This is a genomic window from Polymorphospora sp. NPDC051019, assembly GCF_040683055.1.
GTDB lineage: Bacteria > Actinomycetota > Actinomycetes > Mycobacteriales > Micromonosporaceae > Polymorphospora > Polymorphospora lycopeni.
Genome location: NZ_JBFBCH010000004.1, coordinates 178,703 through 205,199 on the forward strand (window position 1 = coordinate 178,703; position 26,497 = coordinate 205,199).

26 protein-coding genes and 1 pseudogene are annotated in these 26,497 nt (G+C 70.5%); 11 read left to right on the forward strand and 16 right to left on the reverse strand.

Annotation, left to right across the window (positions count from 1 at the left end):
- Nucleotides 1-35 precede the first annotated feature (35 nt).
- From AB0M79_RS09985 to AB0M79_RS09995, 3 genes are read right to left on the reverse strand one after another with little or no spacing between them, the layout of a single operon-like run.
- The gene (locus AB0M79_RS09985) at nt 36-1,496 is read right to left on the reverse strand and encodes a hypothetical protein (RefSeq protein WP_364210397.1); all 1,461 of its coding nucleotides are present in this window, start codon (nt 1,494-1,496) and stop codon (nt 36-38) included.
- Nucleotides 1,493-2,020: a hypothetical protein gene (locus AB0M79_RS09990; RefSeq protein WP_364210400.1), complete on the reverse strand. Its 528-nt coding sequence runs from the start codon at nt 2,018-2,020 to the stop codon at nt 1,493-1,495. The genes AB0M79_RS09985 and AB0M79_RS09990 overlap by 4 nt, the downstream gene beginning before the upstream one ends.
- Before the next feature lie 20 nt (nt 2,021-2,040).
- A complete protein-coding gene (locus tag AB0M79_RS09995) occupies nt 2,041-2,292 on the reverse strand; it encodes a hypothetical protein (protein ID WP_364210403.1) in 252 nt (83 codons plus the stop codon).
- Between the two features lie 115 nt (nt 2,293-2,407).
- Here AB0M79_RS09995 and AB0M79_RS10000 point away from each other — a divergent pair, with 115 nt between their 5' ends.
- Nucleotides 2,408-2,782: a VOC family protein gene (locus AB0M79_RS10000; protein ID WP_364210406.1), complete on the forward strand. Its 375-nt coding sequence runs from the start codon at nt 2,408-2,410 to the stop codon at nt 2,780-2,782.
- A 4-nt stretch (nt 2,783-2,786) separates the two neighbouring features.
- On the opposite strand, the gene AB0M79_RS10005 is transcribed toward AB0M79_RS10000, so the two are convergent.
- Complete coding sequence (locus AB0M79_RS10005; protein ID WP_364210409.1) at nt 2,787-3,422, reverse strand: TetR/AcrR family transcriptional regulator; 636 nt, start codon at nt 3,420-3,422, stop codon at nt 2,787-2,789.
- A gap of 172 nt (nt 3,423-3,594) precedes the next feature.
- Between AB0M79_RS10005 and AB0M79_RS10010 the strand changes: the two genes are divergently transcribed.
- From AB0M79_RS10010 to AB0M79_RS10025, 4 genes are read left to right on the forward strand one after another with little or no spacing between them, the layout of a single operon-like run.
- Nucleotides 3,595-4,302, forward strand: a complete 708-nt coding sequence (locus tag AB0M79_RS10010) for an NAD(P)H-binding protein (protein ID WP_364210412.1) — start codon at nt 3,595-3,597, stop codon at nt 4,300-4,302.
- A 32-nt stretch (nt 4,303-4,334) separates the two neighbouring features.
- Nucleotides 4,335-4,772 (forward strand): GNAT family N-acetyltransferase, encoded by a 438-nt coding sequence (locus tag AB0M79_RS10015; RefSeq protein ID WP_364210415.1) that lies wholly within the window; start codon nt 4,335-4,337, stop codon nt 4,770-4,772.
- Nucleotides 4,773-4,812: 40 nt separating this feature from the next.
- On the forward strand, nt 4,813-5,412 hold the full coding sequence (locus AB0M79_RS10020) for a DUF4291 domain-containing protein (RefSeq protein ID WP_364210418.1): 600 nt from the start codon (nt 4,813-4,815) through the stop codon (nt 5,410-5,412).
- Between the two features lie 10 nt (nt 5,413-5,422).
- Nucleotides 5,423-6,259, forward strand: coding sequence for an SMI1/KNR4 family protein (locus AB0M79_RS10025; RefSeq protein ID WP_364210421.1), 837 nt, complete (start codon nt 5,423-5,425; stop codon nt 6,257-6,259).
- A gap of 12 nt (nt 6,260-6,271) precedes the next feature.
- Here AB0M79_RS10025 and AB0M79_RS10030 read toward each other — a convergent pair whose 3' ends face one another.
- The 4 genes from AB0M79_RS10030 to AB0M79_RS10045 all read right to left on the reverse strand — a co-directional run bounded on the left by AB0M79_RS10030 (nt 6,272) and on the right by AB0M79_RS10045 (nt 10,214).
- On the reverse strand, nt 6,272-6,502 hold the full coding sequence (locus AB0M79_RS10030; protein ID WP_364210424.1) for a hypothetical protein: 231 nt from the start codon (nt 6,500-6,502) through the stop codon (nt 6,272-6,274).
- A gap of 240 nt (nt 6,503-6,742) precedes the next feature.
- Complete coding sequence (locus tag AB0M79_RS10035; RefSeq protein WP_364210427.1) at nt 6,743-9,010, reverse strand: FtsX-like permease family protein; 2,268 nt, start codon at nt 9,008-9,010, stop codon at nt 6,743-6,745.
- Nucleotides 9,007-9,663: an ABC transporter ATP-binding protein gene (locus tag AB0M79_RS10040; RefSeq protein ID WP_364210430.1), complete on the reverse strand. Its 657-nt coding sequence runs from the start codon at nt 9,661-9,663 to the stop codon at nt 9,007-9,009. Before AB0M79_RS10040 ends, AB0M79_RS10035 begins: the two co-directional genes overlap by 4 nt.
- Nucleotides 9,660-10,214, reverse strand: a complete 555-nt coding sequence (locus AB0M79_RS10045) for a PadR family transcriptional regulator (RefSeq protein WP_357536701.1) — start codon at nt 10,212-10,214, stop codon at nt 9,660-9,662. Before AB0M79_RS10045 ends, AB0M79_RS10040 begins: the two co-directional genes overlap by 4 nt.
- Before the next feature lie 146 nt (nt 10,215-10,360).
- On the opposite strand from AB0M79_RS10045, the gene AB0M79_RS10050 reads away from it, so the two are divergent.
- Nucleotides 10,361-11,329, forward strand: a complete 969-nt coding sequence (locus AB0M79_RS10050) for a peptidoglycan DD-metalloendopeptidase family protein (protein ID WP_364210433.1) — start codon at nt 10,361-10,363, stop codon at nt 11,327-11,329.
- On the opposite strand, the gene AB0M79_RS10055 is transcribed toward AB0M79_RS10050, so the two are convergent.
- Nucleotides 11,307-12,236 (reverse strand): GNAT family N-acetyltransferase, encoded by a 930-nt coding sequence (locus AB0M79_RS10055; RefSeq protein WP_364210436.1) that lies wholly within the window; start codon nt 12,234-12,236, stop codon nt 11,307-11,309. The genes AB0M79_RS10050 and AB0M79_RS10055 overlap by 23 nt on opposite strands.
- A 33-nt stretch (nt 12,237-12,269) precedes the next feature.
- The gene (locus tag AB0M79_RS10060) at nt 12,270-13,760 is read right to left on the reverse strand and encodes an MFS transporter (protein WP_364210439.1); all 1,491 of its coding nucleotides are present in this window, start codon (nt 13,758-13,760) and stop codon (nt 12,270-12,272) included.
- Between the two features lie 134 nt (nt 13,761-13,894).
- Here AB0M79_RS10060 and AB0M79_RS10065 point away from each other — a divergent pair, with 134 nt between their 5' ends.
- Nucleotides 13,895-14,467, forward strand: coding sequence for a TetR/AcrR family transcriptional regulator (locus tag AB0M79_RS10065; protein WP_357536694.1), 573 nt, complete (start codon nt 13,895-13,897; stop codon nt 14,465-14,467).
- Nucleotides 14,468-14,590: 123 nt separating this feature from the next.
- Here the strand turns inward: AB0M79_RS10065 and AB0M79_RS10070 are convergent, their stop codons facing one another.
- Nucleotides 14,591-17,566, reverse strand: a complete 2,976-nt coding sequence (locus AB0M79_RS10070) for a glycine--tRNA ligase (RefSeq protein WP_364210969.1) — start codon at nt 17,564-17,566, stop codon at nt 14,591-14,593.
- 220 nt (nt 17,567-17,786) lie between these two features.
- Between AB0M79_RS10070 and AB0M79_RS10075 the strand changes: the two are divergent.
- The 4 genes and pseudogenes from AB0M79_RS10075 to AB0M79_RS10090 all read left to right on the forward strand — a co-directional run.
- Nucleotides 17,787-18,308, forward strand: a pseudogene (locus tag AB0M79_RS10075) (DUF6244 family protein); the annotation flags it as partial.
- A 212-nt stretch (nt 18,309-18,520) separates the two neighbouring features.
- Nucleotides 18,521-18,898, forward strand: coding sequence for a hypothetical protein (locus AB0M79_RS10080; protein WP_364210442.1), 378 nt, complete (start codon nt 18,521-18,523; stop codon nt 18,896-18,898).
- 12 nt (nt 18,899-18,910) lie between these two features.
- Nucleotides 18,911-19,357, forward strand: coding sequence for a SitI3 family protein (locus AB0M79_RS10085; protein WP_364210445.1), 447 nt, complete (start codon nt 18,911-18,913; stop codon nt 19,355-19,357).
- Between the two features lie 469 nt (nt 19,358-19,826).
- Nucleotides 19,827-20,114: a type II toxin-antitoxin system Y4mF family antitoxin gene (locus tag AB0M79_RS10090; protein ID WP_364210448.1), complete on the forward strand. Its 288-nt coding sequence runs from the start codon at nt 19,827-19,829 to the stop codon at nt 20,112-20,114.
- Nucleotides 20,115-20,163: 49 nt separating this feature from the next.
- Here AB0M79_RS10090 and AB0M79_RS10095 read toward each other — a convergent pair whose 3' ends face one another.
- The 5 genes from AB0M79_RS10095 to AB0M79_RS10115 form a co-directional block, all read right to left on the reverse strand.
- Nucleotides 20,164-21,603, reverse strand: coding sequence for a DUF234 domain-containing protein (locus AB0M79_RS10095; RefSeq protein WP_364210451.1), 1,440 nt, complete (start codon nt 21,601-21,603; stop codon nt 20,164-20,166).
- 89 nt (nt 21,604-21,692) lie between these two features.
- A complete protein-coding gene (locus AB0M79_RS10100; protein WP_364210454.1) occupies nt 21,693-23,078 on the reverse strand; it encodes an FAD-dependent oxidoreductase in 1,386 nt (461 codons plus the stop codon).
- A 3-nt stretch (nt 23,079-23,081) separates the two neighbouring features.
- Nucleotides 23,082-23,999: a carbohydrate ABC transporter permease gene (locus AB0M79_RS10105; RefSeq protein ID WP_364210457.1), complete on the reverse strand. Its 918-nt coding sequence runs from the start codon at nt 23,997-23,999 to the stop codon at nt 23,082-23,084.
- Nucleotides 23,996-24,907 (reverse strand): sugar ABC transporter permease, encoded by a 912-nt coding sequence (locus AB0M79_RS10110; protein ID WP_364210459.1) that lies wholly within the window; start codon nt 24,905-24,907, stop codon nt 23,996-23,998. The genes AB0M79_RS10105 and AB0M79_RS10110 overlap by 4 nt, the downstream gene beginning before the upstream one ends.
- A gap of 18 nt (nt 24,908-24,925) precedes the next feature.
- Complete coding sequence (locus tag AB0M79_RS10115) at nt 24,926-26,296, reverse strand: sugar ABC transporter substrate-binding protein (RefSeq protein ID WP_364210462.1); 1,371 nt, start codon at nt 26,294-26,296, stop codon at nt 24,926-24,928.
- Between the last annotated feature and the right edge of the window lie 201 nt (nt 26,297-26,497).

A 26,497-nucleotide genomic window follows, 5' to 3' on the forward strand; every position in this document is an offset into this window, starting at 1 on the left:
GATGATGGCACGGCCGCGCCCGGGCGGGCGATGGGTCAGACCGGCGGTTTGCCGCAGACCGGACTGTCGGGGATGGTCTCGCTGGCGGTGTAGACCTCCTTGCTCGACCTGATCCCGGATTCGGCCTTGATGGGCGGGATCTTCAGCGACGTGACGGGCTCCAGCAGGCTCAGGAACTTGTTGATCACTTTGACGACCGGTTCCAGGATCGAATACCCCACGCCGAAGACCGCGTGCACACCGATCCCGACCCCACGGCACTGCGCGTACGGGGCCCCGAGCGCCGAACCCAGCGTCTGCCCGTACTTGACCTGCAGTTCGAAGTAGATCCCGGCCTTGAACAGGTAGGCGTTGATGCCGATCGTGAACCGGATACCGTGTTCGATCACCAGGCCCATGACGCCGACCGGAATCCCGGTCAGCGAGTTGATCAGGCTCGACTTCCGCTGGAAGTTGTGCGACACGCGTGGCCCGAACGACCCGTCGCGGTAGCCGAAACCGAGCGACCCGGCCAGCGAGAACTCACCCGAACCCTTGATCGTGCCCGACTTCGCGCCGAACGCGGTCCGGACCCCGAGCGTCTGGCTGACCGTGAACGACAGCGGAACGCCGGCCACCTGCCCGATCGGGAACGAGAAGTCGGCGGCGATCGGGAACTCCTTGCGGTGGTTCTGCCCGTCCTGGATGCCCGCCTCGAACTCCACCTTGATCCCGAACCCGCCGCTGACCTCCAACTCGGCCCGGCTGACCCGCCCGGCACCGATGCTGAGGTGGAACGTCGCGTCCGGCCGCCGCGAGGTGAGCGTCACCGTGCCGACCAGCCGCACCCCGCCGTCGTCGTATTTGAAGTGGGCGCCGACGCCGTCGGTACAGCACGACGAGAACACCGAATACCCGTGTGACTTCGTGTCCGCCCCGCCACCGCGTTTCGGCGGCGGCGCGACCGGCCGTTGCGCCAGCACCGGGGCCCGCAACGGCCGTACGGCGACGCTGCGGCCGAACGTGCTCGGCGCGGCCGGCTCCTCCTCGGACCAGAACGGCTCACCGGCCGAATAGACCACCGGGTCGGACAGGGTGACGTCCCGCTGCTCGAACGTGCCGTCGCGGATCACCTCGGTGATGTCCACCGGACCGACCGTCACCAGCAGGTCGTCGCCCTCCGGGGCGATGTCGAGCACCCGGCCGACGCCCCGCCCGGTGACGAACATGACCTCACCGGGATCCAGGTCGGCCGCGTTGCGCGCCTTCGCGTCGATCCGCCAGGTCAGCCCGTCGTCGGTGACCGACCGCACCGACCGGCCACCGTCACCGACGACGACCACGTCCGGCTGGAACGTCACGTCGGCGTCGCGGGCCGGCGCACCCCCGTACCGCAGGTCGTCCTCGCCACCGGGTGCGCCCCCGGAACCGCCGCCGGAACAGCCCGACACGGCGAGCAGCACGGTGACGGCGGCGGCGAGTACCGTACGGCCGCGCCGGGCCCGCGACGCGCTCACAGCCGGCCGGCGGCCGACCGGGCCGCCTGCTCCAGCCGCTTGTTGTTCTCGGCGTCGTCGGTCAGCCGGACCAGCCGGATCGCGACCCACACCCCGCCCTTGCTGAAGAACACCACGCCGTTCTCCAGGTGCGCCTCGTCGCCGATGCCCGACAGCGCGGTGAACTCGTGGCCGAGTTCGCGGTCGATGTCCAGCATCTTCTTCGCCCCGTCGCCGACGAAGACCTCCACCTGCGCCGTCGGCCCGGTCGGCGCCCCGGTGTACGTGCACGTCTCCCGGATCGGCACCGGGTCCTCGAGCTTGGCGTCGGCGAGCGTCTCCGCCTCGGGCTTCGGCAGCAGCGCGCACGGGTCCGGCAGTTCCGCCGCCGGCGGCTCCCCGGAGGTCTCCTCGACGGTCGGCTCGTCCAGCGGCGACGTCACCGACGGTTCGGCGACCGGCACCTGTGGCGCCGAACTTCCGCAGCCGAGCGTGCCGGCGAGCACGAGCGCGGTCAGGCCGAGCAGGGAGAGGGTCTTGCGCATCGTGGCTCCAAAGTGGTTCGTCAGGCACAGTCCCGCGGCACGATCCAGATGGCCGACGTGACCCGGTCCACCTGCCACCCGGCCCCCACCGCCGCCGCCTCGGCGGCGGCGACGTCGTCCGCCTCGACCAACGCGATCACCACCTCGTCGGCCGGCAGGTGGACGGCCACCACCAGCCGTACGCCGGAATCGGCCGGCAGCGACGGCAGGGACGGCGTTCGCTGGTCGCCCCGACGCTCGTAGCGCTCGACCGCGAACAGGGAACCGGGCACGCCACCGACGCTAGGCCGCGACCCGCGCCGACGAATCGGGTGTTTCCCTACGCCCGCCGGGCGGCGTGCCGCCGTACGCCCTGCGCGCGGGTCCGACGGCCGCTATCGTCGGGGCATGCTGGGCGAATCGAAGGCGTTCTCCGGGTTCTCCGTCGACGACGTACCCGCCGCGAAACGCTTCTACGGGGAGACCCTCGGCCTGCGCGTCACCGAGGCCGACGGCATGCTCGAACTGCACCTCGCCACCGGCGCGCGGGTCTTCGTCTACCCCAAACGCGACCACCGGCCGGCGCCCTTCACCATCCTCAACTTCCCGGTCGCCGACGTCGGGCAGACCGTCGCCGACCTCAAGGCCCGCGGCGTCCCGTTCGAGAGCTACGACATGCCCGGCCTGAAGACCGACGAAGACGACATCTTCCGTGGCGGCGGCCCGCACATCGCCTGGTTCACCGACCCGGCCGGCAACATCCTCTCCGTCCTGGCCGAGTAGGGCCTCAGCCCTGGCGGGGTGATCCACCCGCTTCGGTGAAGGCCCGTTCGAGGCCGTCGAGGACCAGTTCGAGACCGAACGCGAACTCCTCGGCATAGGAGTATCCGGGCCGCAGGGCGTGTTCGAACATCTCGGCGAGATGCGGATACCCGGCTGCCGGCAGCTGTTCGACGATCCCGGCCGACACGTCCTCGAGCTCCTCGGTCGTGCTGAACGGCAGCGTCGACTCCTGGAGCACGAACCCGTAGACGTACGCGTCGATGGCCGAGATCGCGTGCGCGACCAACCGGATCGAGAACCCCGCGGTCCGCAGGCGCCCGATCATCCAGTCGTGGTGCCGCAGGGTCGCCGGACCCGGGTTGCGGCGGGACTCCATCAGGCCGAGCGCCCAGGGGTGGCGCGAGAGCACCGCCCGGGCGGAGGCGGCCCGCCGGTACATGGCGTTCTTCCAGTCGGACCCGTCGTCGGGCAGCTCGATCTGCGCGAAGACCAGGTCGACGATCCCATCGAGGATCTTGTCCTTGTTCGCCACGTGGTGGTAGAGCGACATCGCCTCGATTCCGAGCTGCTCGGCCACGTTTCGCATGGTCACGGCGGCGACCCCGCGCGCGTCGGCCACGCTCACGGCGGCCTCGAACACGCGCTCCCTGGTCAGTCGCGGGCGTTGCCGCTTGGGGCTCGGAACCACCGGGCACTCCAGTTCCTGATTGACGACCTTACGGGCGTAAGGATAACCTGCAGTCAACCTTACGTACGTAAGGTTGACTGCGGTTGCGGGCGCTGCGCCGGCATCCGCCTCTCGAGGAGGAAAGATGAGCACGCAGGAGAGCCTCGGGCGGGGCAAGCGGGTCTGCGTCGTCGGCGGATCGGGCAAACTCGGGCAGTACATGATTCGGCACCTGCTGGACCGCGGCTACCAGGTCGTGGCCGTCTGCCGCGAGCGGAGCGTCGGGAAGCTGGCCGATTTCGGCGACCGCATCACCGTCGTACCCGGACCCACCAACGACCGGCAGGTGATCGCGAAGGCGGTCGCCGGCTGCGACGCCGTACTGACCGTGCTGGTCCCCTGGGGCGTCAAGAACTACTCGAGCGGCACCGCCCAGGCGGTGATGGACCACGCCCGGGACGACGCCCGCCTGGTCTTCTCCTGCGGCTGGCACATCACCCGCGACGGCAAGGACGTCTACCCGCTCAGCGTCCGCGCCGCCGTCAAGTTCTTCGCGGTGGTCGGCCGGCTGGCCCGGGCCATCGACATCAACGACCAGGTCGAGGCCTGCCGGCGGATCTTCGCCAGCGACACCCGCTGGACCGTCGTACGCGGCAGCGACCTCGAAGAAGGCGACAGCCAGGGACTGCCGGTGTGGCGGCGACACGTCGGCGACCCGGCCCTGCGCAGCAACATCACGCGGCGTACCGACTTCGCCCTGTTCATGGTCAACGCCATCGTCGACGACGAACTCATCCATGAGGCCCCGGCCATCGTCGGCTGCCGGACGCCCTCGGCGCTCGCCGCACGCTGACCGCTGACCGCGGCAAGTCATACCATCGGCGGATGGAACCGCTGACCGTCGACTACCGGGTCCTCGGACCGGGTGACGTCGACCTCGTCCTCACCGCCGCCGACCTCTTCGACGACCCGCCCCGACGGGAGTGGACCGAGCGGTTCCTCACCACCCCCGGCCACCACCTCGTCTTCGCCGACACCCCGGACGGGCCGGTCGGCTTCGTCACCGGCGTCGAGATGATCCACCCCGACAAGGGCGTCGAGATGTTCATCTACGAACTCGGCGTCGCCGAACACGCCCGCGACCGGGGCATCGGCCGCGGCCTCGTCCGAGCCCTCGCAGACATCGCCCGCGCCGCCGGCTGTTACGGAATGTGGACCGGCACCGAACACGACAACGAGCCGGCACTGCGCATGTACGCCGCCGCCGGCGCCACCCTCGAACCCGGCACCACCATCGTCGTCTACGACTGGTCCGACCGATAACCGCTGGCGACCCGCCGCGACACCGCCGACGATCAACGACGTGTCAGTTCCCGTACGTCAGATCCGCGCCGTCCACACCGACGACACGATCACCGTCTACCAGGCGTACCCGGCCCGGATCGCCCGCCCGGCGCTGGCCGCCGGACGGTTCGTGGACCCGTTCGAACGCGACCGCATGACCTGGATCAAGCCTTCGTTCCCCTGGATGATGTACCGCTGCGGCTACGCCACCAAGCCCGACCAGGAACACGTCCTCGCCGTCGAGATCACCCGCGCCGCCTTCGAGTGGGCACTGGCCAACTCCTGCCTGAGCCACTACAGCCGCGATCATTACCAAGGCCGCGAGGACTGGTCGGCGCGGCTGCGGGCCAGTCCGGTCCGGGTGCAGTGGGACCCGGAGCGCTCGCCCCACCTGGCCGCGTTGCCGCACCGGTCGCTGCAGGTCGGGCTCAGCGGCGACGCGGTCCACCGCTACGTCGACGACTGGATCGTCCGGCTCACCGACGTCACCGACACCGCGCACGCCGTCCGGGACCGGCTGCGGGCCGGCGACGAGACCGGCGCCGCCGCACTGCTGCCGCGTGAGCGGCCGTACCCGCTGCCCGCCGGCCTCGCCGCCACGATCGGTGCCAGCGGATAGCCTGGCCGCCGTGACGATCGACGACCTGGTCCGGCGGGTGCCGCCACCGCCGGCACCGGTGGACGGCGACGGCGACTGGACGGCCGTCGACCGCACCCTCGGCCGGTCCCTGCCGGCCGACTTCAAAGACCTCGTACGCCGCTACGGCCGCGGCGAGTTCCTCGACTTCCTCTTCCCGCACACCCCGTTCGGCCTCGGCAACCTTCTCGACGAGGCGGACGGACTCCTCGAACTCGAAGGGCCACTGCGCGACGAGTTCCCGGAGAACTACCCGTACCCGCTGCATCCGGAACCGGGCGGCCTGCTGGTGTGGGCCGCCACCGTCAACGGCGACCGGCTGTGCTGGCTGACCGGGGGAGAGCCGCACCGGTGGCCGGTGGTCGTCTGGGACCCGCGCGGATCCCGGTACGAGCGCCACGACGTCACCGCGACCGGGTTTCTGTCCGCGTGGATCGACGGTCGCCTCACCTGCGGGCTCTTCCCGCCGATGCCGCAGGTGGCGCCCTGGTTCGAACCGGTACGCGACCTCACCCGGATCTACGTCCGGCTGGCCGGAGACGAACACCCGTACGCCGAACGGCTGCGCATCCTGCGCGCCGCCCTGGCCCCCACCACGGACCGGGGTGGCGTCGAATCCGCCGACGGGCTGCGCCAGGACCGGTTCGTCGCGACGGCGGCCCGGTGGCGGGTCACCTACGAGACGATGTACGGCCACCAGGTCAGGATCGCGTTCCCGCCCGGCGACGCCGACCGGGTCCGTGCCGCGCTGTCGGCCGCGGTGGCGTCGATGGGCTGCCGGGTGCTGTCGGCGATGACCGGCGACGGAACACCGACCTGGACCCGTTGACCCTGGTCAGGGTCAGCTCTCGCGGGCGATGCGTCGCGCGCCGCGCCGCCGGGCGACGTACGGCAGCACGAACAGGTACAGGCCGGTGAGCAGGAGCAGGGCGAGCGGGAGCGGCGGCAGTAGGAACACCCAGACGGCGGGCTCCTCCACTGCCAGGGCGGCGACGGTGGCGATGACGACGGTCACCGTGAAGGCGATCGACAGCCAGCGGTGGCTCTGCCGAACCAACCTGTTCCAGTTCATCGGGGTCTCCTCGGTAAGACGAGCGATCCCATGGCCCGGCGACCCGCCGGGGAAGGACGTTCAGCCGCTCGTAAACGTGTGATCGACGGCGAACGTGCCTCGCCGTCCCGGCCAGCCGCAGGGGCGATGCCGATGACAGTCACGTTAGGGTGCGGCCCGGCTGCTCACGCTTCTCGAATCCTGACCGGTCTGCTCACCGACGGTCGCCGTCCGGCCGAGCCCGGTCGGAAGGCGACCCGGTCACGGCCGTCGCAACTGTTCGGCGGTGATGCGTTGGGTGAACCACGCTGGTACGGCGATCAGGATCAACCCGACAACGGTCGCCCCGGCCCCCAGCAACAGGATCGGGGCGATCCGGCCGAAGACCGCGGCCGTCGGGGTGTCGAGGACGGCGGCGAGGCTGGCGCCGACGACGATCGTGGCGGCAGCGGCGGCGCCGACCCCGACCACCAGCGGCAGTCCGCCGAACCCGGTCTCGCCACCGGCGATGACGGCCGGCCGGACGCCGACGACGGCCAGGGTCGCGTTGTCGCGGCGGCGCTCGACGGCCCGGTCGACGGCGGCCGCCGCGAACGAACCCATGCCGAGCAAGAGGCTGATGCTCAACCCGGCGACCAGGAGCGTGAAGAGCAGGTCGCTGTCGATGCCCGTGTGGATGCCGAGGTCGCCGTTGAGGTATCCGGCCGGTGCCCGCGCCGAGACGATCCGGGCCGCCCGGTCGAGGGATTCCCGGTCGGGCGCGAAGAGCCACGGAATGCCCGGCCGGACCGGGAGGTCGGCGGCGATCGGTGCCTGTGAAGTGACCAGCAGTACGTTGCCGTATTCGACGCCGTAGCGGCTGGTCAGTTCCAGGGCGTGCCGCGGCACCGGGATGCGGACGCCGTTCTCGGCCGTCACCTCGGCATCCGGCCGCAGGGGCACGCTGCCGGGACGGAGCAGTTGATACGTCTCGCCGTCCACACACGTCTGGCCCGCGCCGAGGGTGTGCATGGCGATGACGTCGGCGCAGTCGGTGATCAGCACCGAGTCGTGTCGGCCGTCCAGCGTCACCGGGGTGAAGCCGTCCTCGATGAGCGTCGTGCCGGGCACCGCACGCAGTGCGTCCACGACGCCAGGATCGTTGCTGACGACCTGGTAGAGCGGGCTGAGCCGCTCGTCGCCGAGGTTCCGGTCGGTGAACAGCGCCGCTCCGAGCGACCCCATTCCGATGACGAAGAGCGTCACCGCCAGCGAGGCGACCAGCCGGGGTGCCACGCCGGGAGTGTGCCGTACCCGGGCGGCGGCCAACCCGAGCCAGACCGGCGCGTTCGGGATACGGCCGACCGCGACAGCCAGCCAGTACGCGAGCAACGGGAGCACGAGTGGCAGCGCCAGGCCGGTGACCAGCAGCCCGACTATGAAGACCGTGCCGCGGCCGCTCGGGGTCAGTGGGGCGGCGTCCGTGGCGGCGAACACGACCGCGCCGAGCCCGCACACCAGTGGCAGCGACCGCCACCAGGCCGGCCGCCGCGCCGACCCGCCACGGCGTACCGAAAGCGGCCTCGACCTGGCCGGCCGGGCGGCGAGCACCCCGACCAGGACCGCGAAGAGCACGGTTCCGGCGAGCACCGCGGCGATCCAGCCCGCCGGCAACGCGATGTCGGCGACATACCAGTGCAGGCGGCCGATCCGCCAGCCCTGCGACAGCGGGGCCAGGACCGCGAACACCGCCGCGCCGAGCAGGGCGCCACCGGCGGCGACCACACCGGTCTCCACGACGTTGACCAGCGTCGCCTGCCGGGCCGAGACGCCGAGCAGCCGCAGCGCGGCGATGCGGCGGTCGCGGGTGGTGGCCGACAGGCGGGCACAGGTGGCCAGGAACGCGCCGAACGGCACCAGCACGAACAGCGCGAACGCGGCCGCCAACCACCGTCCCGGCGTGAACACGTCGGCGCCGGTGCCGTACGCCGAACCGTGGGCGAAGGTCGGTGGGGCGCCGAAGCCGACCACGACACTGTCCCGGAAGAACGGCTCGTCACCGTCGAGCATCGGATCGCCCGCCGGTACGCCCACGTAGGCGCGTAGCTCGTCCGGCGCGACCAGGCCGGCCGGTCCGATGACCCCCACGACCCGCTGCGGGAAGCGGTCGGCGGCGCGTTCGTCGACCCGGATCAGGTCCGCCAGCGCGGGGGAGAGCACCACCTCGCCGGGACCGGGATAGGCGTCGACGCCCGGTGGGCGGGGACTGTCGGCGGTCGCGCCGGTGAGCGCCGTACGGCGCAGCACCCGGGTGCCGATCCCGTCCTCGATCTCGATCATCCGTAGCTGGCCGGGGCCGTTCTCCACCCGCACCGGCGTGCGCGCCCCGGTCCGCTCCTGCTGGCTGACGGCGACCGTGGCGCCGGCCAGACCGGCCAGCACGGTGAACACCCCGATCGCCGCGCCACTGGCCATCAGCACCGTACGCAGCATGCCGGCGCGGCCCGAGCCGACCGACAGCCGCAGGCCCAGCCACAGCCAGCGGCTCATGCGGCGACCCGCCCGTCGCGTAGGAAGACGGTCCGGTCGGCGTACGCGGCGACCCGCGCCTCGTGGGTCACCATCACCACCGCGCTGCCCTGCTGGCGGGCCAGCCCGGTGAGCGCGTCGAGCACCAGTTCACCGGCGACGCTGTCCAGCGCCCCGGTCGGCTCGTCGGCGAAGACGATGGCCGGGCGGTGCACCAGGGCGCGGGCGACCGCGGCCCGCTGGGCCTGACCGCCGGAAACCTCGCCGGGGCGGCGGTCGGCGAACTCCTCGACCTCCAGTTCGCGCAGCAGTGCGGCGGCCCGGGCCCGGGTCTCCGACCGGCGTACCTTGAGCAGCCGCAGCGGCAGCTCCACGTTCTCCCGCAGCGACAGTTCCGGAACCAGGTCGCCGAACTGGAGGACGAACCCGAACGAGGTCAGGCGCAGGGCGCTGCGGGCGCCGTCGGCGAGGTTGTCGATGCGCCGGTCGCCGAGCCGGATCTCGCCCCGGTCGGGGCGCAGGATGCCGGCGAGCACGTGCAGCAGGGTGGACTTGCCGGAGCCGGACGGGCCCATCACCGCGACGAGTTCCCCTTCGCCGATCTCGATGTCCGCGCCCCGTAGCGCGTCGGTCGCCCCGAACCGGATGCCGACCTCGCGGGCGGTCAGGGTCACGGCTGTCCCTCCGCCGGATCGCCGGTCTCGCCGAGCAGGGTGGCGAGCCGGTCCAGGCGGGCCTGGGCGCCGTCGATCCATTTGAGGTCGGCGTCGAGGTGGTACATCTCGAAGTCGGCGTCGAGTTGGGTGATCAGGTCGCCGCGCTGGCGCTGCGCCCGCATGTCGCGCATCCGGGCGAGGTGGGCCTGCCGCTGGCGGTCCAGCAGTTGGTTCGCGGAGCGGCCGCTGGACAGTGCGATGACCATCTTCGAGAACAGCACCCGGCGGGTGGCCGTCACGTCGGGCACCTCGGGCTCCTCGAGCCACCGCTCCAGCTCGGACACTCCGGCGTCGGTGATGGCGTACATCCGGCGGTCGGGGCCTTCGCCGGCGGTCACTCCCGCCAGTTCGATCAGGCCGTCGCGGTCGAGTCGTTGCAGGGTGGCGTAGACCTGGGCCGACTTCAGGGGGCGGGACGACCCGAACCAGCCGTCGTAGCGGCGGCGCAGTGTGTAGCCGTGCTGTGCTTTCGGCTCGAGCAGGCCGAGCAGGGTGCGGGAGACCGACATGGCGGAGACCGTAGCAACCCGGTTGCTAATTAGCAACCGAGTTGCTACTTGTCGACCTTCCCGATGGGGCATCGATCATCTACGATCAATCGCCACGGTGATCAACCCCGGATGTCGGGGCGTACGGACGCTGGAGGACCGAACGGATGAACGATCAGAGTCGATCGCGCCGGCTGGGTGACGTGGCGGCGAGTCGCCGTACCCTGTTCGTGGCTCTCGGTGCCGGGATCGGCGCCGGCGCGCTTGGGCTGCCCGGCGCGGCCGTCGCGGCCGGCCCGAGCACCTGGACCAACCCGACCCGCGGCACGCTGACCTCCGGGTACAAGACCCCGAGCCGGCCCGGCCACCTCGGCTGGGACGTCGCCGCCGCCCAGGGCACCCCGGTCTACGCGGCCGCCGCCGGCACCGTCCGCGACATCCGCACCGGCTCCTATCCGGGTGACCAGACCAGTGGCCCGCTGCCCGGCCGCACCGGCAACAGCGTCCACCTCAACCACGTCGACAGCTACTTCACCTATTACGGCCACCTGCACCGGGTCCTGGTCAGCCCCGGACAGCAGATCAGCTGCGGGCAGTTGATCGGGCTGATGGGCACCACCGGCAACTCCACCGGTCCGCACCTGCACTTCGAGATCCACCGGCCCCGGCTCACCTCGACCGACCCCCGGGTGTTCCTGGCCAACCGGGGGATCAGTCTCGGCTCGACCGCCCCGCTCGGCAGCACCGGCTGGCCCTCGGTGTCCGGCGGCACCGGCTGGGTCCAGCGGACCATCCAGTACCTGCTGCGCGGGCGGGGCGTCTCCGTCGTCGTCGACGGCTACTTCGGGCCGGGCACCGCGTCGGCGGTCCGTACGTTCCAGAGTGGACGCGGCCTCTACGCCGACGGGCTCGTCGGGCCGATCACCTGGACCGCGCTGATCCTGCCGGTGCAGCAGGGAAGCTCCGGCGACGTCGTCCGGGCCGCCCAGACGGCGCTGAACGCCCGGGGCGCCTCGCTCCTGGTCGACGGTGGGTTCGGCGCGGTCACCGCCGCCGCGGCCCGCGCCTTCCAGAGCGCGAACGGGCTGGTCGCCGACGGGCAGGTCGGCCCGCTCACCTGGAGCGTGCTGGTCTGACGGTGTCGATCGCCCGCCGGTAGCCGTACGTCTCGTGGCGCTTCTGGAAGCCGAGCGACGCGTAGAGCCGGCGGGCGGCCACGTTCTCGGCGTCGTGGTTGACGGTGACCCGGGTCATGCCGAGTCCCGCCATCCACCGCATCGCGTGCCGCATCGCCGCCCCGGCCAGCCCGCGACGCTGGAAGTCGCGGTGCGTGCCAACCGGCTCGAAGTGGCCGATCCGGTTGCGCCGGTCGAGCCAGCAGACGGCGAACGCGGCGATCCGGCCGTCCGGCGCCTCGACCACGATCTCGTGCGCCGGGTCGTAGCCCGGTTCGGTCATCACCGCCGACCGGTAGAGGTCACCTGTCCAGGAGGTGCCGAACGAGTGGTTCCGGACGGCCGCGAGCTGGTCGGCGTCGACCAACCGCGCGGAACGTACGGCGAAGCCGTCGGGGAGCCGGGACTCCTCGACGGCTTCGCGCAGATCACGCTCGTTGACGTGGTCCCAGGTGCGGAAGCGGGCGAATCCGAGCCGTTCCAGCAGTTCGATCCTGGTCGTGTCGCAATCGAAGACGTCGGTCAGGACCGCCCCCTCGTCGGTCTGACCGGCGGTCGTGTCGGCCGCCGACCGCAGCATCGCCAGCTCCGCCCCACCACCCCGCAGACCGGGGGCGGTGAAGACGTCGAAGGCGTTGCCGAACCGGCCGTTGACGGCCAACCCGACGATCCCACCGTCCCGCTCCCACAGTTGCACGAGTTCGCCGACCGGACGGCCGCGCAGGTTCTCGTAGATCCGGTGCGGCACCTCGCCGACGTGGTCGTACCCGCAGCTTCCGGCCTGCGCGATCCAGCCGGCGAAGGTGTCCGTCAGGCGGGGCAGGTCGGCATCGCGGTAGCCGCGCATCCGCAGGTCGGTCGCTGTCACGCCCCGTTTTATAGCCGGCTGCCGGCCGTCGGCTCAATGGGATACCGGCTGGTCGAGACGTACCCGACGCAGGCGGACACCGACCACGACGGCGGTGGTGAACAGCAGGGCGGCACCCACGACCGTGGCCAGCTTGAAGCCGTCGGTGAAGGCGACGTTCGCCGCCTGCATCAGCGGGCCGGCGAGTTCCGGCGGGAGCGCGCCGGCGGCGGCGACCGCACCGCCGAGGGTGCCGGTCGCGGCGTCGGCGGCCTCGGCCGGCACCCCGGCGGGCAGTGAATCACCGATCCCGTCCCGGTAGGCGACGATGGCGACACTGCCCAGGACGGCGATGCCGAGCGCGCCGCCGAACTCGGCACCGGTCTCGCCGAGCGCCGCCGCGGTGCCGGCCCGGGACGGCGGGGCCGTGGAGACGATCAGGTCGATGGCGAGCGGGGCGACCATCCCGATCCCGAGCGTCAGCACGGTGTAGCCGGCGATGACCACGATCTCGGACGAGTCGACGTCGATCCGATTGACCAGCAGGAATCCGCAGCCGGCGACGGCGAGGCCGGCACCCGCCACGAGCGCGGGCCGGACGACTCGGACCAGCGCGGTGGCCAGCGCGATGCCGACCATGGTCCCGGCCACGGTCGGGAGCATCCACAGGGCGGCGGTGAAGGGCCGGAGCCCGAGCACGACCTGCATGTACTGCACGGCGAGGTAGCCGGTACCCGCGCTGGCGAAAACCATGATCGCGTACGCGCCGATGGCGGCGCTGAACGCCCCGTTGCGGAAGAGGCCGACGTCGATCAGCGGGTCGGCCATGGTCGACTGGCGGCGGACGAACAGCACCCCGACCGCGAGCCCGACCACGATCGCCAGCACCGCCGGCCAGTGCAGGCCGGCCTCGGCCAGCTCCTTGATCCCGTAGATGACCGGCAGTACGGCCGCTATCGACAGCAGCGCGCTGAGCAGGTCGAACCGGCCACCGGCCGGGTCCCGGTGCTCGGGCAGCAGGATCGGGGCCAGGACCAGCAGCAGCACCATCACCGGCACGTTGATCAGGAAGACCGATCCCCACCAGAAGTGTTCGAGCAGCAGCCCGCCGATGATCGGGCCGAGCGCGACGCCGCCGGTGAACGCGCCGGTCCAGATGCCGATCGCGGCGCGGCGCTGGTCAGGGTCGTGGAACATGTTGCGGATCAGGGCCAGCGTCGACGGGGCGAGGGTGGCGCCGCCGATGCCGAGCAGGGCGCGGGCGGCGATGAGCAGTTCGGTGCTGTTCGCGTACGCGGCGAGCAGGGAGGCCGCGCCGAAGGCGACGGCACCGATCAGCAGGAGTTTCCGCCGGCCGATGCGGTCGCCGAGCGAGCCCATGGTCAGCAGCAGACCGGCCATCAGGAAGCCGTAGACATCCATCACCCAGAGCAGTTGGGTGCCGCTGGGTTGCAGGTCGGCGCTGATCCAGGGCGTGGCCATGAAGAGCACGGAGAGGTCCATCGAGGCGAGCAGGGCGGGCAGGACGAGCACGGCGAGGCCCACCCATTCCCGCCCCCCGCCTTGGCGGTGTGGTCAGTCATGCCCGGAACTATACGAGCGTCTTATACATACGTCTAGTACAGTGTCTAATACGTCCGTCTAGAACGAGCGTATAAATCTTGGCGTAGGATGGCGCGATGGGACATCGGGAGGACCTTCTCGCCGGCGCGAAGCGCCTGGTCAAGGAGAAGAGCTTCGGGCAGATCACCGCCCGGGACCTGGTCGCCGAATCCGGCACCAACCTCGCCTCGATCGGCTACCACTTCGGCTCGAAGGAAGCCCTGCTCAACGCGGCGATCCTGGCCACGTTCGACGAGTGGGGCGACGCGATCAGCCTCACTGTGGAGGTGGTCGGCGACGGGGAACCGGTGGACCGGTTGGAAGCGTTCCTCGACGGCATCGTCGCCGCGGTCCACGCCGACCGGACGGTGGCGGCGGGCAGCGCCCAGGCGCTCGCCGTCGCGTTGCACGCGGCCGAGGTCCGCGAGCAGGTCGCGGAAACCTTCAAGGTCGCCCGCCGCGACATGGCGGCCCTGCTGCTGCTGGTCGACCCGACCGAGGTCACCGAGGAGCAGGCGCGGACGGTCGGCTCACTCGCCATGACGATGATCAACGGCATGGTGCTGCAGTGGCTCATCGACCCCGACAACGCACCGACCGGCCGCGACCTGGCCGTAGCCCTGCGCACGGTGGCCGGCCGGACGACCTGACCGGCCTCGGCCCCCGGGGTTGATCAAGGAGTAGTTGCGCGACAAACCGTGGCACAGCAGGCACGCTTTGTCCTTGATCAGCGCCGAACCCGGGCGCGTATCCCGCGCGCCCGGGTAGCGGGGTCACATCCGCAGGTGCTCCCAGGCCAGCACCGGGGCACCCAGATCGGCGACCGACGCCAGCAGACCCAGCCGGGCCTGCCGCAGCCGCTCGTCGTCGACCATCACGAACACGTCGTCGAAGAACGTGTTCACCGGCCGTACGATCCCACCGGTCGCCTCGACGAACCGGTCCAGGTCCGGCGCGTCGCCGAGCCCGGCCCGCGCCCACACCAGCGCGTCGTGCAGGGCGACCTCCGCCGGCTCGACCAGCACCGACGGGTCGTACTGCGCCGGCGTGCCGGCCGGCACGATCCGCCGCGCCCGCTGCAACGCCTCGGTGAGCTGCTGGAACCCGGCCTGGTCGACCAGCTTGTCGAGCTGCGCCAGCGTCCGGTCCAAGAAGTGCGGCCGGTCGGCGTGCGGCAGCACCGCCCGGATCCGGTCGACCGGCTGCTCCTCCTCGGTGAGCTGCTGCTCGAACCGGCGGGTGACGAACTCGGCGACGGCCTCCAGCACCTCGTCGGAGACCGGCACCGGCTGCAGGTCGGCCGCCAGCCGCAACGCCTCGCGCAGCGACACCGGCGCCAGCACCGGCCGCCGCCGGAACACCCCGAGCAGCCCGAGCGCGGCCCGGCGCAGCGCGAACTGGTCGCTGCTCCCGGTCGGCAGCCCCACCGTCGCGGCCAGCCCGGTCAGCAGGTCGAGCCGGTCCGCGACCGACAGCAGTTCACCCGCGACGCCACGCGGAAGGGCGTCCTCGGTGTTGCGCGGCCGCTCCGCCTCGAACAACGCCTCGGCGACCGCCGCCGGCTCCCCGGCATGCGCCGCGTAGTCCCGGGCCATCGTCCCCGCGAGACTGGTCATCTCCGTCACCAGCTGGCTGCCCAGGTCGAACTTGACCAGCTCCGCGGCCCGGTCCAGCACCGCCCGGTCGGCCCCGTCCAGCCCGACCTCGTCCGCGAGCCGGCGGGCCAGCGTGCCGATCCGGTCCGCCCGCTCCGCGACCGAGCCGAGCCGGTCGGTGAACGTCAACCGGGCCAGCTTTGCCCGCATCTGCGCGAGCGGCGTCTCCCGGTCGGTGCGGTAGAAGAACAGCGCGTCCTCGTACCGCGCCCGCAGCACCGCCTCGTTCCCGGCCCGAACCAGGTCGGCGTCGACCGGCCCGTTCGCGACCGCGACGAAGTACGGCAGCAGCCGGCCGTCGGCGCCCCGGACCGGCAGGTAACGCTGGTGCTTGCGCATCACCGTCGCCAGCACCGCCTCCGGCAGCGACAGGTAGCTGTCGTCGAACCTGCCGAGCAGCGGCGCCGGCTGCTCCACCAGGAACGCGACCTGCTCGATCAGCCCGCGCTCACCGTCGACGTCGACATGACCGGCCACCCCGGCGGCCAGCGTCCGCGACCCTTCGATGATCCGGGCCCGCCGGTCCGCGTGGTCGAGCACGATCCCGGCGGCCTCCACAGTCTCCACATAGGACTCCGCCGATTCGACGGCGATCTCCGGGGTGGGCGCCGTCCGCAACACCCGGGTCCGCCGGTCGGCGACCAGCGCCGACACCCGGGCCGGCACTACCTGGTCGCCCCACAACGCCAGCAGCCACCGGATCGGCCGGGTGAACGCCAGCTTCGGATCGTTCCACCGCATGTTCCGGCCCGACCGCAGCGCCCCGACCACGCCCTCGACGACACCGGCCAGCACCTCGGGCGCACCCCGCCCGATCTCACGCCGCACCAACACCATGTGCTCGGCGTTGCCGACCTGTTGCCGTACCAGGTCGGCGACCTCGACCCCCTGCGCCCGCGCGAACCCCCGCACCGCCGGGGTAGGCTCGCCGGCCGCGTCGAACGCCGCCGCCACCTTCGGCCCCTTCACGACCCGGTCCTGGTCCTCCTCACGGGCCGCTACCCCGTCGACCAGGGCGACCAGCCGCCGCGGCGTCGCCCGCACCGTGATCCGGCCGTGCGCCAGCCGGGTGTTCGCCAGCCGCGCCGTCAGCTCCTGCGCCAGCTGGCCGGCGGCGGCCCGCCCCTCGACCGGCGGCATCTCCTCGGTGCCGACCTCGCAGACGAACGCGCGCGGCTCCGGCCCACGCGGCACAAGGTCGACATCAACAGCCTCCGGTACGGCGACCGGCGCGCAGACCCCCAACGGATGATCCAGCTCGGCCCGGCGCTCCATCCACAACCGCGCCACGTCACCGGCCAACTTGCGCATCCGGGCGAACTCGGTCGCCCGCTCCGCCGTCGACACCGCACCCCGCGCGTCGAGCACGTTGAACGCGTGCGAACACTTCAGCACGTACGTGTGCGCCGGCACCGGCAGCCCGGCGTCGATCATCCGCTGCGCCTCGGACGCGTAGAGCTGCAACAGGCTGCGGTTCGCCGCGATGTCCGCGTCGTCGAGGTAGTAGCGCGACATCTCGTACTCGCCCTGCCCGAACAGTTCCCCGTACGAGACGGTGTCGGTGTAGGCGATCTCCTTGAAGTGCCGCACCCCCTGAAGCGCCATCAGGATGCGCTCGATCCCGTACGTGATCTCCACCGCCGGCGGGTCGAGGTTGATCCCGCCCGCCTGCTGGAAGTACGTGAACTGGGTGATCTCCAGCCCGTCGAGCCAGACCTCCCAGCCCAGCCCCCAGGCGCCCAGGGCCGGCGACGCCCAGTTGTCCTCGACGAACCGTACGTCGTGCGCGGCGACGTCGATGCCGAGCGCCGCCAGGCTGCCCAGGTACAACTCCTGGCTGTTGCCCGGCTCCGGCTTCAGGATCACCTGGAACTGGGTGTGCGTCTGGATGCGGTTCGGGTTCTCCCCGTACCGGGCGTCGTCGGGGCGCACCGACGGCTCGACGTACGCGACCCGCCACGGCTCCGGACCGAGCACCCGCAGGAACGTCGCCGGGTTGAGCGTGCCCGCTCCCACCTCGGTGTTCATCGGCTGGACCGTCAGGCAACCCTGCTCGCCCCAGTAGGCGGCGAGTCGGGCCAGCGCATCCTGCATCGTCAACACGTCGGGTAACTCCATCCGGTCGGGAGGCGGTCGCACCTCCCCGGCGATCGTCGTACGTCCGCAGGCGACTCTACTTCCCACCCCGCCCTGGGGTTCCCGGTCGGCTGGCGACCCCATCGGCTGATCGAGGTGCGAGACCTGTGACAGGGCGTCGGCAGCCGGTAGGTTGCAGATTCCGGAACCGTCCGTTCTCGGTTGAGGTAGCTGACAGATGTCGAACATCGAGGAGATCTCCGGTGAACTCCGCACATTGACAGCCGGTGTCGAGCGTGCGCGGAGCCTGACCGCTGCGGCCGACAACCAGGCGCAGGAGGTTGCCGTACGGGCTGCGGTCGCCGGGTTCGCCGCCGTCGCTTCCGGCATCCTCCGGGTACGCGCCGCCATCTCCGCAGTCCAGGCCGAACTGGCCAGCATCGCCACGTCGATCGATGGCACCATGAACACCGCCGCGGCTGTCCCCCTTGAAGCCAGCCCGCACGAGACCATCGCAAAACTGGCGACGGTCCAGCAGGGCATCGCCAGCGTTTGCGAGACCTGCACCGCGACCATCACCCATGTCGAGGACGCCCAAAGACTCGTCAATGCGATCCTGCATAGCGGTCAACCCGACTCGCTCCTCCAAGCCTTGGACAGCGTCAAACAGGTGCTGGTGCTTATGGTGCAGCGCAGCGGTACCGCCCGCCAGGCCGTCGAAGCGGCGATCAACCAGGCACGGCAGGTCGGTTTGTCGGGAAAACGGTCGGGGCTGGCGGTTCTGCGCCGACCAGCCCCACCTCGAGCGATAGCGGTGGCTCGACGCGCACGGTCACTGACCTGGGCGGCACGGGAGCCAACGGCCGTGACGTGGGTATGCCGTGGACGAGAAGTCCTACCGGATCGCCCGGCGGGTTGCCGACGGGGCCGCGTACCAAGACGCAGGACCACGACGATGCCACCCGGCGGGCGTTGACCCTCGAAAATGAATGTGCCGACCTGCTTGCTGACAGGGGCTATCGGGTGCACCAGAACCCGACCAGGCAGGAGGTCGCGGATGCACGGCTACGTACCGGCGACATCGGAAACCTTCGCAAGACCCCCGACTATGTGATCGAGGGGCATGTCTTCGATTGCTATTCTCCGACTCCGCCCAAGCCCGTCCGGGGTATATGGACCGAGGTAGTCGGAAAGGTCACCGACCTACAGACCCAACGTGTGGTGCTCAACCTTGAGGACTGGCGTGGCGACCTGGCAGCCCTGCAAAAGCAATTTGATGACTGGCCCATCACCGGACTGAAGGAACTGGCTGCGGTAACGCGGAAGGGTGCGATCGTGCCACGGCAGTAGGAAGGGTGCGAGATGGGGATCAGCTACCGACTGACGCTGGGTGGCGACATTCCGTTGCGTGATGTAGTTGAGATCGCCGCTCCGGACGCTATCGAGACGCGTACTCCGGCCGGCGGGCAACTGTTCAGCTCCGCACTATACGAGGAGCGTGGATATCTGATCAGCCTCAGTTCAGGACGTAACGGCTACTACGACGCCGAGGATGACGACGGCTACTGGGAGTGGGAGCCCGCTGAGTTCGTCAACATCAGCTTCGATATGGCCAAAGACGACCAGGTTGTCGAGGGGGTGTCCAACATGGTGGTAACGGTGGCCCGGGTGCTTGCCGGCCGGCCCGAGGACGCCGCCCTCGTGCTCAACGGAAACTGGCTGTTGCTTACCCGCGTAGCCGGGGCGTTGCGCAAGCACCGGTCCCAGTGGTGGGCCCACTACGGCGTGGACGCTCTCATGCTCTGGTAGGTGCGGTATGCCAGGCGCGAGTAGTTCCTCGGGCCGTACGGCGCGTCGAGGCCGGAGCAGGGCGAGCCGCGGTGGGAGGCCGCGACGAGGGGGAGTGGTTCGGTGGTGAGCCGGTTGTGCAGAGGTTGCAGCGCGGTTGGTCGCGTGTCGCGGCTTTGCCACTTGACCGAACCGACGAACAGTAGTCTCGCGCGCTACCGGGCTACGGCCGGTATTTGTCGGGTAACTCCATCCGGTGGGGAGGCGATCCCGCTTTCGACGGTGAGCGATAGGCGGCCCGGGCGTCGAAGCAGAGCGACTACGGCTGGGTCGCCGCCTTTCCGGCTGCCTTCGGAGGAGTTGCGTCGGATACCTCGAAACCGATCCTGGATCCCGCACGTTCGTGCGGATTCTGCTGGTGAGCGCCGGTCTTCTGGCCTAGCTTGCCCACTACCCGCACGTACGTGCGGGTAGTGGGACAGGAGGTCGCATGACGGAGCTTGGGAGCGGGACGATGGGCGATGCCCTGGCAAGCGCCGTTCGGTTGCGTCGGCGGCACCTGAGCCTGAGCCAGGGCGAACTGGCGGACCTTGCCGGAGTGTCCGAACGATTCGTGAACGCGTTGGAAAACGGCAAGCGAACCGTCCAGTTGGACAAGCTTCTGGCGGTCCTTTTCACCCTCGGACTTCATCTCGAACTCCGTCGGGGCGGCGCGCGCGGGATCAGATCCGCTGTCGGCGGAGACGCGACTACCCGGTCCGAGAACCAACCCCGGTGATGCTCCGAGCCTGGTAGGTGCGGGGGCGGGGTGCGCCGGCCGCGCGGGGCTAGGCGGCGCTGCTGGTGGGGCGCCAGGCGGCGATCAGTTGCTCGGGGCCGTACGACGCGTCGACGCCGGGGCAGGACACGCCGCTGCGGGAGACCGCCACGAGGGGGAGTGGTTCGCTGGTCAGCCGGTCCCGCTGGCGTTGCAGCGCGGTGAGGTCGCGTACGTCGAACGTGTCGCGGTCGAGCCATTTGATCGATCCCACGAAGAGCAGTTCGCGGGCGACCGGACCACGGTCGGCGCCGACGATGTCGATCTCGACGTCGTTGGTGCGGGTCCAGTAGCCGCCGACGGTCCCGGCCACGGGCAGTTGGCCGTCCGGCAGGATCCGGGCGAGCGCGTCGCGGATCAGTGGTTCGACGGCCCGGCCACGCCAACTGGTCCAGCCGCGGCGGATCCGTTCGAGCGTCAGGTCACCGCGGCCGCGTTCGATCTCCGGCATGTTCGGGGCGATGAACTGGAGCCAGAACCGCAGGTAGGGGTCGGTGATCCGGTAACGCCGTTCCTTCGACGGGGCGGTCGACAGGGGTAGTTCGCCGACGACGAGCCGCTTGTCGGTGAGGGCCGTCAGCGACCGTTGCAGCGAGGTGGCGGCGAGTTCACCGGAGGCGCGGGCGATGTTGCCGAACGTACGCTCGCCGGACCCGATGGCGGACAGGACGGTGCGGGCCTGGACCTGGGACGGGAACTCGGCGGCCAGTGACCGTTCGGCGGAGACGATCAGCGCCGAGGTCGGGTCGGCCGTCGCGGCGGCGAGGAAGTCCCACAGGTCGGTGCCGGGCGGCCACTCGGTGCAGATCAGCGGAAGCCCACCGGTCACCAGGGCGGCATCGATGGCGTCGGCGGCCGGCAGGTTCATCATCACCGCCAGGTCCGCCGGGTTGAGCGGCCCGACGACCATCTCGCGACCCCGCTGGTGGAACGGGCGGCGGTAGTCGTTCAGCGCTTCCATCATCGACAGGTCCGAGCCGATCAGGATCAGCAGCACCGGCTTTCGGGAGAGTTGGCGGTCCCAGGCCCGTTGCAACAGCCCTTCGAAGACCCGCTCGGAGTCCATCAGGTACGGGACCTCGTCGATCACCACGACGCTCGGTGCCTCGTCGGACAGCGTGGTCGCCAGAAGCCGGAAAGCGGCGTCCCAGTCGCGCGGGTTCGCCGTCGCCAGCAGTTCGCGGTCCGGCAGCGTCGACTCGGCGGCGTCGGCGCAGAACCGCCGGATCTCCTCGCCGGGAGACGAGCCCGCGGCGGTGAAGAAGAAGTTGGCGACGGCCGCGTCTTCGACGAACTTCTCCACCAGCCGGGACTTGCCGACCCGGCGGCGCCCACGGATCAGCAGGCAGCGTCCCGGCCGGTCGGTGCCGGGCAGGACCCGGCCCAATTCGGTCAAGAGGAGCGCGAGTTCGGCGTCGCGGCCGACGAAGGCGGTCAAGGTATCACCCACGTTACTATCGTTCAGGATACTATCTCTAATGATAGTAACTCGGATGTGAGCGTGGCCCGCCCCGGTTCCGGGGCGGGCCACAACCTGATTCAGCGGGCGCCGATCACGCCCCGCTGGCGCAGCCGGGCCTGCAACTCCCCGACGTCCAGCAGTCGCGGGCTGACCCCCTCCCGCACCGCCAGCGCCGCCGCCGTACCCGCCGCCTCACCGGTGGCGAAACAGGTGGCGGTGATCCGGGCCGAGCCGTTCGCCTCGTGCGTACTGGAGACACACCGGCCGGCGGCGAGCAGGTTGTCGTGTTCGGCGCCGACGAGGATGCCGTACGGGATGTCGTAGGCGGACGCCAGCCCGTCGGTGTGCGACAGGCCGGGCGCGTTGGCGTCGTGTACGTCGATCGGGAAGGCTCCCTGCCCGACACTCTGCGCCGACCGGCGCCCCTGCTTCACGTCGTCCTCGGTGAGCGTGACGAGGCCCGTGATCCGGCGGGACTCGCGTACCCCGACCCGGTCGGCGACCTCGGCCAGGTAGGCGAGCCGGCCGCCGGGCACGTACTCGCGGAACCAGGCCACCGTCTCCATGACCTGCTGGGCGAGCTTGAGATAGGCGTCGCCGTTGCTCGACCCGGGCTCGACCGGGGTGCGGGTCAGGTTGAGCACCGCCTCGCCGCGGCTCGGCCAGGCGGCCAGGTGCATCTCGGTACGCCGCCACGACAGCCGGCCGTCGGCGTGGCCCTTCGCCAGCAGTTTGCCGAATCCCCACAGGTTGGCGTGGTCGTCGACGGCGTCCCCGATCCGGCTGCCCGGCCGCAGGTCGTCGGGGTTGTCGGCGGCGTACTTCAGCAGCGGCTCGTAGTCGACGCCGCCGAGCTTGAGCAGCAGCGACCCGGGCTGGGTCGCGTCGGCCCGGTCGGTCTGGAAAGACGCGCCGGCGAGGGCGAAGACGACCGCGTCGCCGGAGCAGTCCACGACGATCCCCGGGCGGATGATGGTGCGCCCCCGCCCGGGGATCTCGGCGACGACGGCGGTGACCGTGGTGCCGGTCCCACCGTCGTCGTTCCCGCCGGTCCCGGCGGCGGTCTCCACGTCGACGACGACGGTGTTGAGCAGCAGGCGTACGCCGGCCCGGCGGAGCAGCACGGCCTCGCACATGGAGAGTTCGGAGTGGTTCACCGGGGTTCGGGTCGCCGTGTACGACACGTCGTCCGGGATGTGGCCGGGCGAGCCGCCGTACTCCTGGAGCAGGGTGACGATGCGCTGGCCGACGCCGCCGGTGACCTGGTTGCCGGTGGCGTCGTGGAAGCCGGCGCTGTGCTCCAGCAGCTGGCGGGCGAGCGTACCGCCGACGTGGCCGCTGGCCTCGACCAGCAGGGTGTCGGCCCCGGTCTCCGCCGCCGCGATCGCGGCGGCGGTGCCGGCCGATCCGGCGCCGACGACGAGCACCTGGGGGGTGAGTACGGGGGGTTCGGTACGCGACACGCGTCAGCCTTTCACGCTGCCCGCGGTCAGACCCTTTTCGTAGTAGCGCTGGAGCACGAAGAAGAGCCCGACGACGGGGATGGTTACCAGGGTGCTCAGGGCCATGATCGCGCCCCAGCGGATGTCGAACGAGGTGACGAAACCGGCCATCGCCACCGGTGCGGTGACGTTCTGGCCCTGTGCGATGACACTGGCGAAGAGGTATTCGTCCCAGGAGAGGATGAAGGAGAACATGGCGGTCGTCGCCAGCCCGGTCCGCAGCAGCGGCAGGGTGACCGTGAGGAAGGACCGGAAGTAGCCGAGGCCGTCGACCCAGGCGGCTTCCTCCAGTTCCTTCGGTACGGCCTCGACGAACGACTTCATCAGCCAGGTGGTCAGCGGCAGGGTGATGGTCAGGTGGGCGATGATGATGCCGAAGAGGCCACCGACCAGCCCGAGCGCCGACAGTGCCAGGTAGAGCGGCACCAGCAGCAGGATCGCCGGGAAGAGGTACGACACGCTCAGGCAGGCGAGCAGCACCTTGCGGCCGGGGAACTCGAAGCGGCTGACCGCGTATCCGGCGGTGGTGCCGACGGTCACCGAGACGAGCGTGGTGACGACGGCGACGATGAAGCTGTTGACGAACCAGCGCACCGCCTCGCTGCCCTCGAAGACCTCCCGGTACCAGTCACCGGTCAGCCGGGACGGGATCAGCGACGGGTCGGACTGGAAGAGTTCGTCGGCGGGCCGGAACGAACTCAGCGCCATCCACAGGATCGGCCCGACCGCGAAGAACACGATCAGTGCCAGGGCGACGATCCGGCCGATGACCGCGGCGACCTTCTTCCCCGACGTTTTCGGCGGTGCCTTCGCCGGGGTGCGGGTCGGCCCGCCGTCGGCCCGCGCCGTGGGGGGCCGCTTGGCTTCGCTTGTCACGCTCACTTGGACCGCCTTCCCCGGGTCCGCACCACGAGCCAGCCGGCCACGCCGACCGCGGCGAGGAAGAGCCCGACGGCCGAGGCGATGGCGGCGGCGTAGCCGATCCGGAACTCACCCATCACGACCTTGTAGATGTAGGTGGAGAGAACCTCGCTCGACCCGGCCGGCCCGCCGCGGCTGAGCAGCCAGACCAGCTCGAAGTACATCAGCGTCCAGATGCCGCGCAGGGCCAGTAGCGCGATGGTCGCCGACTTCAGGTTGGGCAGGGTGATGTGGACGAACTCGCGCCAGGCACCGGCGCCGTCGACCCGGGCCGCCTCGTACTGTGCCTTGTCGATGCTCTGCATCCGGGCCCAGTAGACGAGCATCGCGAAGGGGAAGCCCCGCCAGATGTTCACCAGGATGACGGTGAACAGCGCCGTACCCTCCAGGCCGAGCGGGGTGGCGCCGGCCGGCAGGAATCCCCACGATTGCAGGTTGCTGCTGATGATTCCGTAGTGGCCGTCGAGCATCCACTGCCACACCAGGGCGGTCGCGATGACCGGTACGACGTACGGGATCAGCAGCAGCTGCCGGATCCAGCGCATGCCGCGCCAGTTGGTGTCGATGAGCAGCGCCGCGATCAGCCCCAGGACGAGCTGGCCGGCCAGTGACACCACCGTCCACAGCAGGGTGTTGCCGATGGTCGACAGCAGGTTGCGGTCACTGCCCAGTGCCGTGTAGTTGTCCAGCCCCACGTAGGAGGCGTCGCCGGTCAGCAGGTCGATGGAGAACAGCGACGTACGGAAACTCTCGAAGATCGGGTACGCCAGGATTATCGCGAAGAGCAGTGCCGCGGGCACGGCGAACGCCATGCCCGCGCGCTGCTGCCGTCCGGTCAGGGTCCGGGACAGGAAGGCAGGTTGCGTCATTGCCATCAGGGGAACCAATCAGCTGACTTTGGCGAGACGCTTCATCTCGGCGTTGATGTTGTTGAAGGCCTGCTCCGCGGTGATGCTGCCGGCCGCGGCCGACTGGAGCTGGTCACCGACGAACGTGGTCGCCTCGATCTGGCCGGCGAGCTGGTTGAGACCGGCCTCCATCCCGTAGCGGTACCACTCGGGCAGGATGTTCTCCCGGATGGTCTGGATCTCCGGGGCGAAACGCCGCACGGTCTCGTTGCCGGTGTAGGTGGCGGACTCCGCGGCGCTGTTGGTCGCCGGCAGCGCGAACACCGGCCGGGTGTTGGTGCGGGCGGCGGCCAGGTCGGGCTGCATCATGCATTCGACCAGGGTCTTCGCGGCCTTCTCACGCCGCTCGTTGCTCTTGCCGACCATGAAGAAGTAGCCGCCGCCGATCGAGCCCTGCGGCTTGGTTTCCGCGGTCGGGCCGGGCAGCGGGAAGACGCCCATGTTGTCGATCATGCTCGGGTTCTGCTCGGCGGCCAGGCCGACGACGGCACCGAAGTCGAGCACCATGGCGAGCTTGCCCTGCGCGTATCCGGTCCGGAAGTCGTTCCACGACCAGGTGCGCGACTCCGGCGGGGACGCCGCCTTGTAGAGGTCGAGCATGAACTGGGTGGCCTCGATCGCCTTGGCCGGGTCGCGGTCGAGCGCGTATTCGCCGGTCCGCGGGTCGAAGGTGTGTACGCCGTTGGCGTACAGGAACTGGTAGTAGGTCTGCGGGGCGACCAGTGCCGAACCCATCGGTACGGCGAAGCCGCGTACGCCGTTCGCCGGGTCGTCGAGCTGCTTGGCGGCGGCCAGCAGTTCGGGCCACGACTTCGGGATCTCGATGCCCTTGGCCTGGAAGAGGTCCTTGCGGTACCAGACCTCCTGGTGCAGGGCCCAGTCCGGCACCGCCCAGGTCTGGTCGTCCTTGCCGACCGCGTGCAGGAAGGACGGGATGAAGTCGTCCTTGCCGTGGCTGTCGATGACGTCGTCGACGGGGACGATGAAGCCGCCGGCCTCGGCGGCGGCGACACCACCCTCGATGGTGTTCATGATGTCGGGGCCGTTGCCCGCCTTGAACGCGGTCACCATCTTCGGGTACATGCTGTCGAACGGGACGGCCTCGAACGTCACGCTGACGTCCTGCTGCTGGGTGGCGCACTGCTCGGCCTGCTGCTGGATCGCCCCGGCCTGAGTACTCACCGTGAGGTTGGTCCAGAAGGTCAGATTGATGGGTCCGCCGTCGTCCGCGCGGCCGGCCGAACTGCCCGTTCCGGCGCCGGGCGGGCTGCACGCGGCGAGCAGCGCGACGGTCCCGGCCACCGCGGCGGCGGTGACTGCGAGCCTCGCTCTGGGGTGGTTGCGGATCATGGTTCGTCCTCTGGTAGCGGTGCGGTGTGTGGTCTGTGTTATCGGTTACACGATCACGTGGCCGTCGCGTACCTGTCAAGAGCAGGCTCGAAACAAGCCTGTCATGCAGCGCAAATCCACGGTTGACATCCGCCAAGTGATGCGAAATATTCGATCGTAGTTGTAACCGGTAACATCGAGCCCTGTCGAGAGAGGTCGTCA

Coding starts and splice junctions, on each gene's coding strand:
- AB0M79_RS09990 (WP_364210400.1), bottom strand. CDS start 2,020: ATGCGCAAGACCCTCTCCCTGCTCGGCCTGACCGCGCTCGTGCTCGCC.
- AB0M79_RS10045 (WP_357536701.1), bottom strand. CDS start 10,214: ATGTCGGTCTCCCGCACCCTGCTCGGCCTGCTCGAGCCGAAAGCACAG.
- AB0M79_RS10015 (WP_364210415.1), top strand. CDS start 4,335: ATGGAACCGCTGACCGTCGACTACCGGGTCCTCGGACCGGGTGACGTC.
- AB0M79_RS10065 (WP_357536694.1), top strand. CDS start 13,895: ATGGGACATCGGGAGGACCTTCTCGCCGGCGCGAAGCGCCTGGTCAAG.
- AB0M79_RS10090 (WP_364210448.1), top strand. CDS start 19,827: ATGACGGAGCTTGGGAGCGGGACGATGGGCGATGCCCTGGCAAGCGCC.
- AB0M79_RS10070 (WP_364210969.1), bottom strand. CDS start 17,566: ATGCAGGATGCGCTGGCCCGACTCGCCGCCTACTGGGGCGAGCAGGGT.
- AB0M79_RS10050 (WP_364210433.1), top strand. CDS start 10,361: ATGAACGATCAGAGTCGATCGCGCCGGCTGGGTGACGTGGCGGCGAGT.
- AB0M79_RS10010 (WP_364210412.1), top strand. CDS start 3,595: ATGAGCACGCAGGAGAGCCTCGGGCGGGGCAAGCGGGTCTGCGTCGTC.
- AB0M79_RS10000 (WP_364210406.1), top strand. CDS start 2,408: ATGCTGGGCGAATCGAAGGCGTTCTCCGGGTTCTCCGTCGACGACGTA.
- AB0M79_RS10085 (WP_364210445.1), top strand. CDS start 18,911: ATGGGGATCAGCTACCGACTGACGCTGGGTGGCGACATTCCGTTGCGT.
- AB0M79_RS10115 (WP_364210462.1), bottom strand. CDS start 26,296: ATGATCCGCAACCACCCCAGAGCGAGGCTCGCAGTCACCGCCGCCGCG.
- AB0M79_RS10110 (WP_364210459.1), bottom strand. CDS start 24,907: ATGACGCAACCTGCCTTCCTGTCCCGGACCCTGACCGGACGGCAGCAG.
- AB0M79_RS10030 (WP_364210424.1), bottom strand. CDS start 6,502: ATGAACTGGAACAGGTTGGTTCGGCAGAGCCACCGCTGGCTGTCGATC.
- AB0M79_RS10035 (WP_364210427.1), bottom strand. CDS start 9,010: ATGAGCCGCTGGCTGTGGCTGGGCCTGCGGCTGTCGGTCGGCTCGGGC.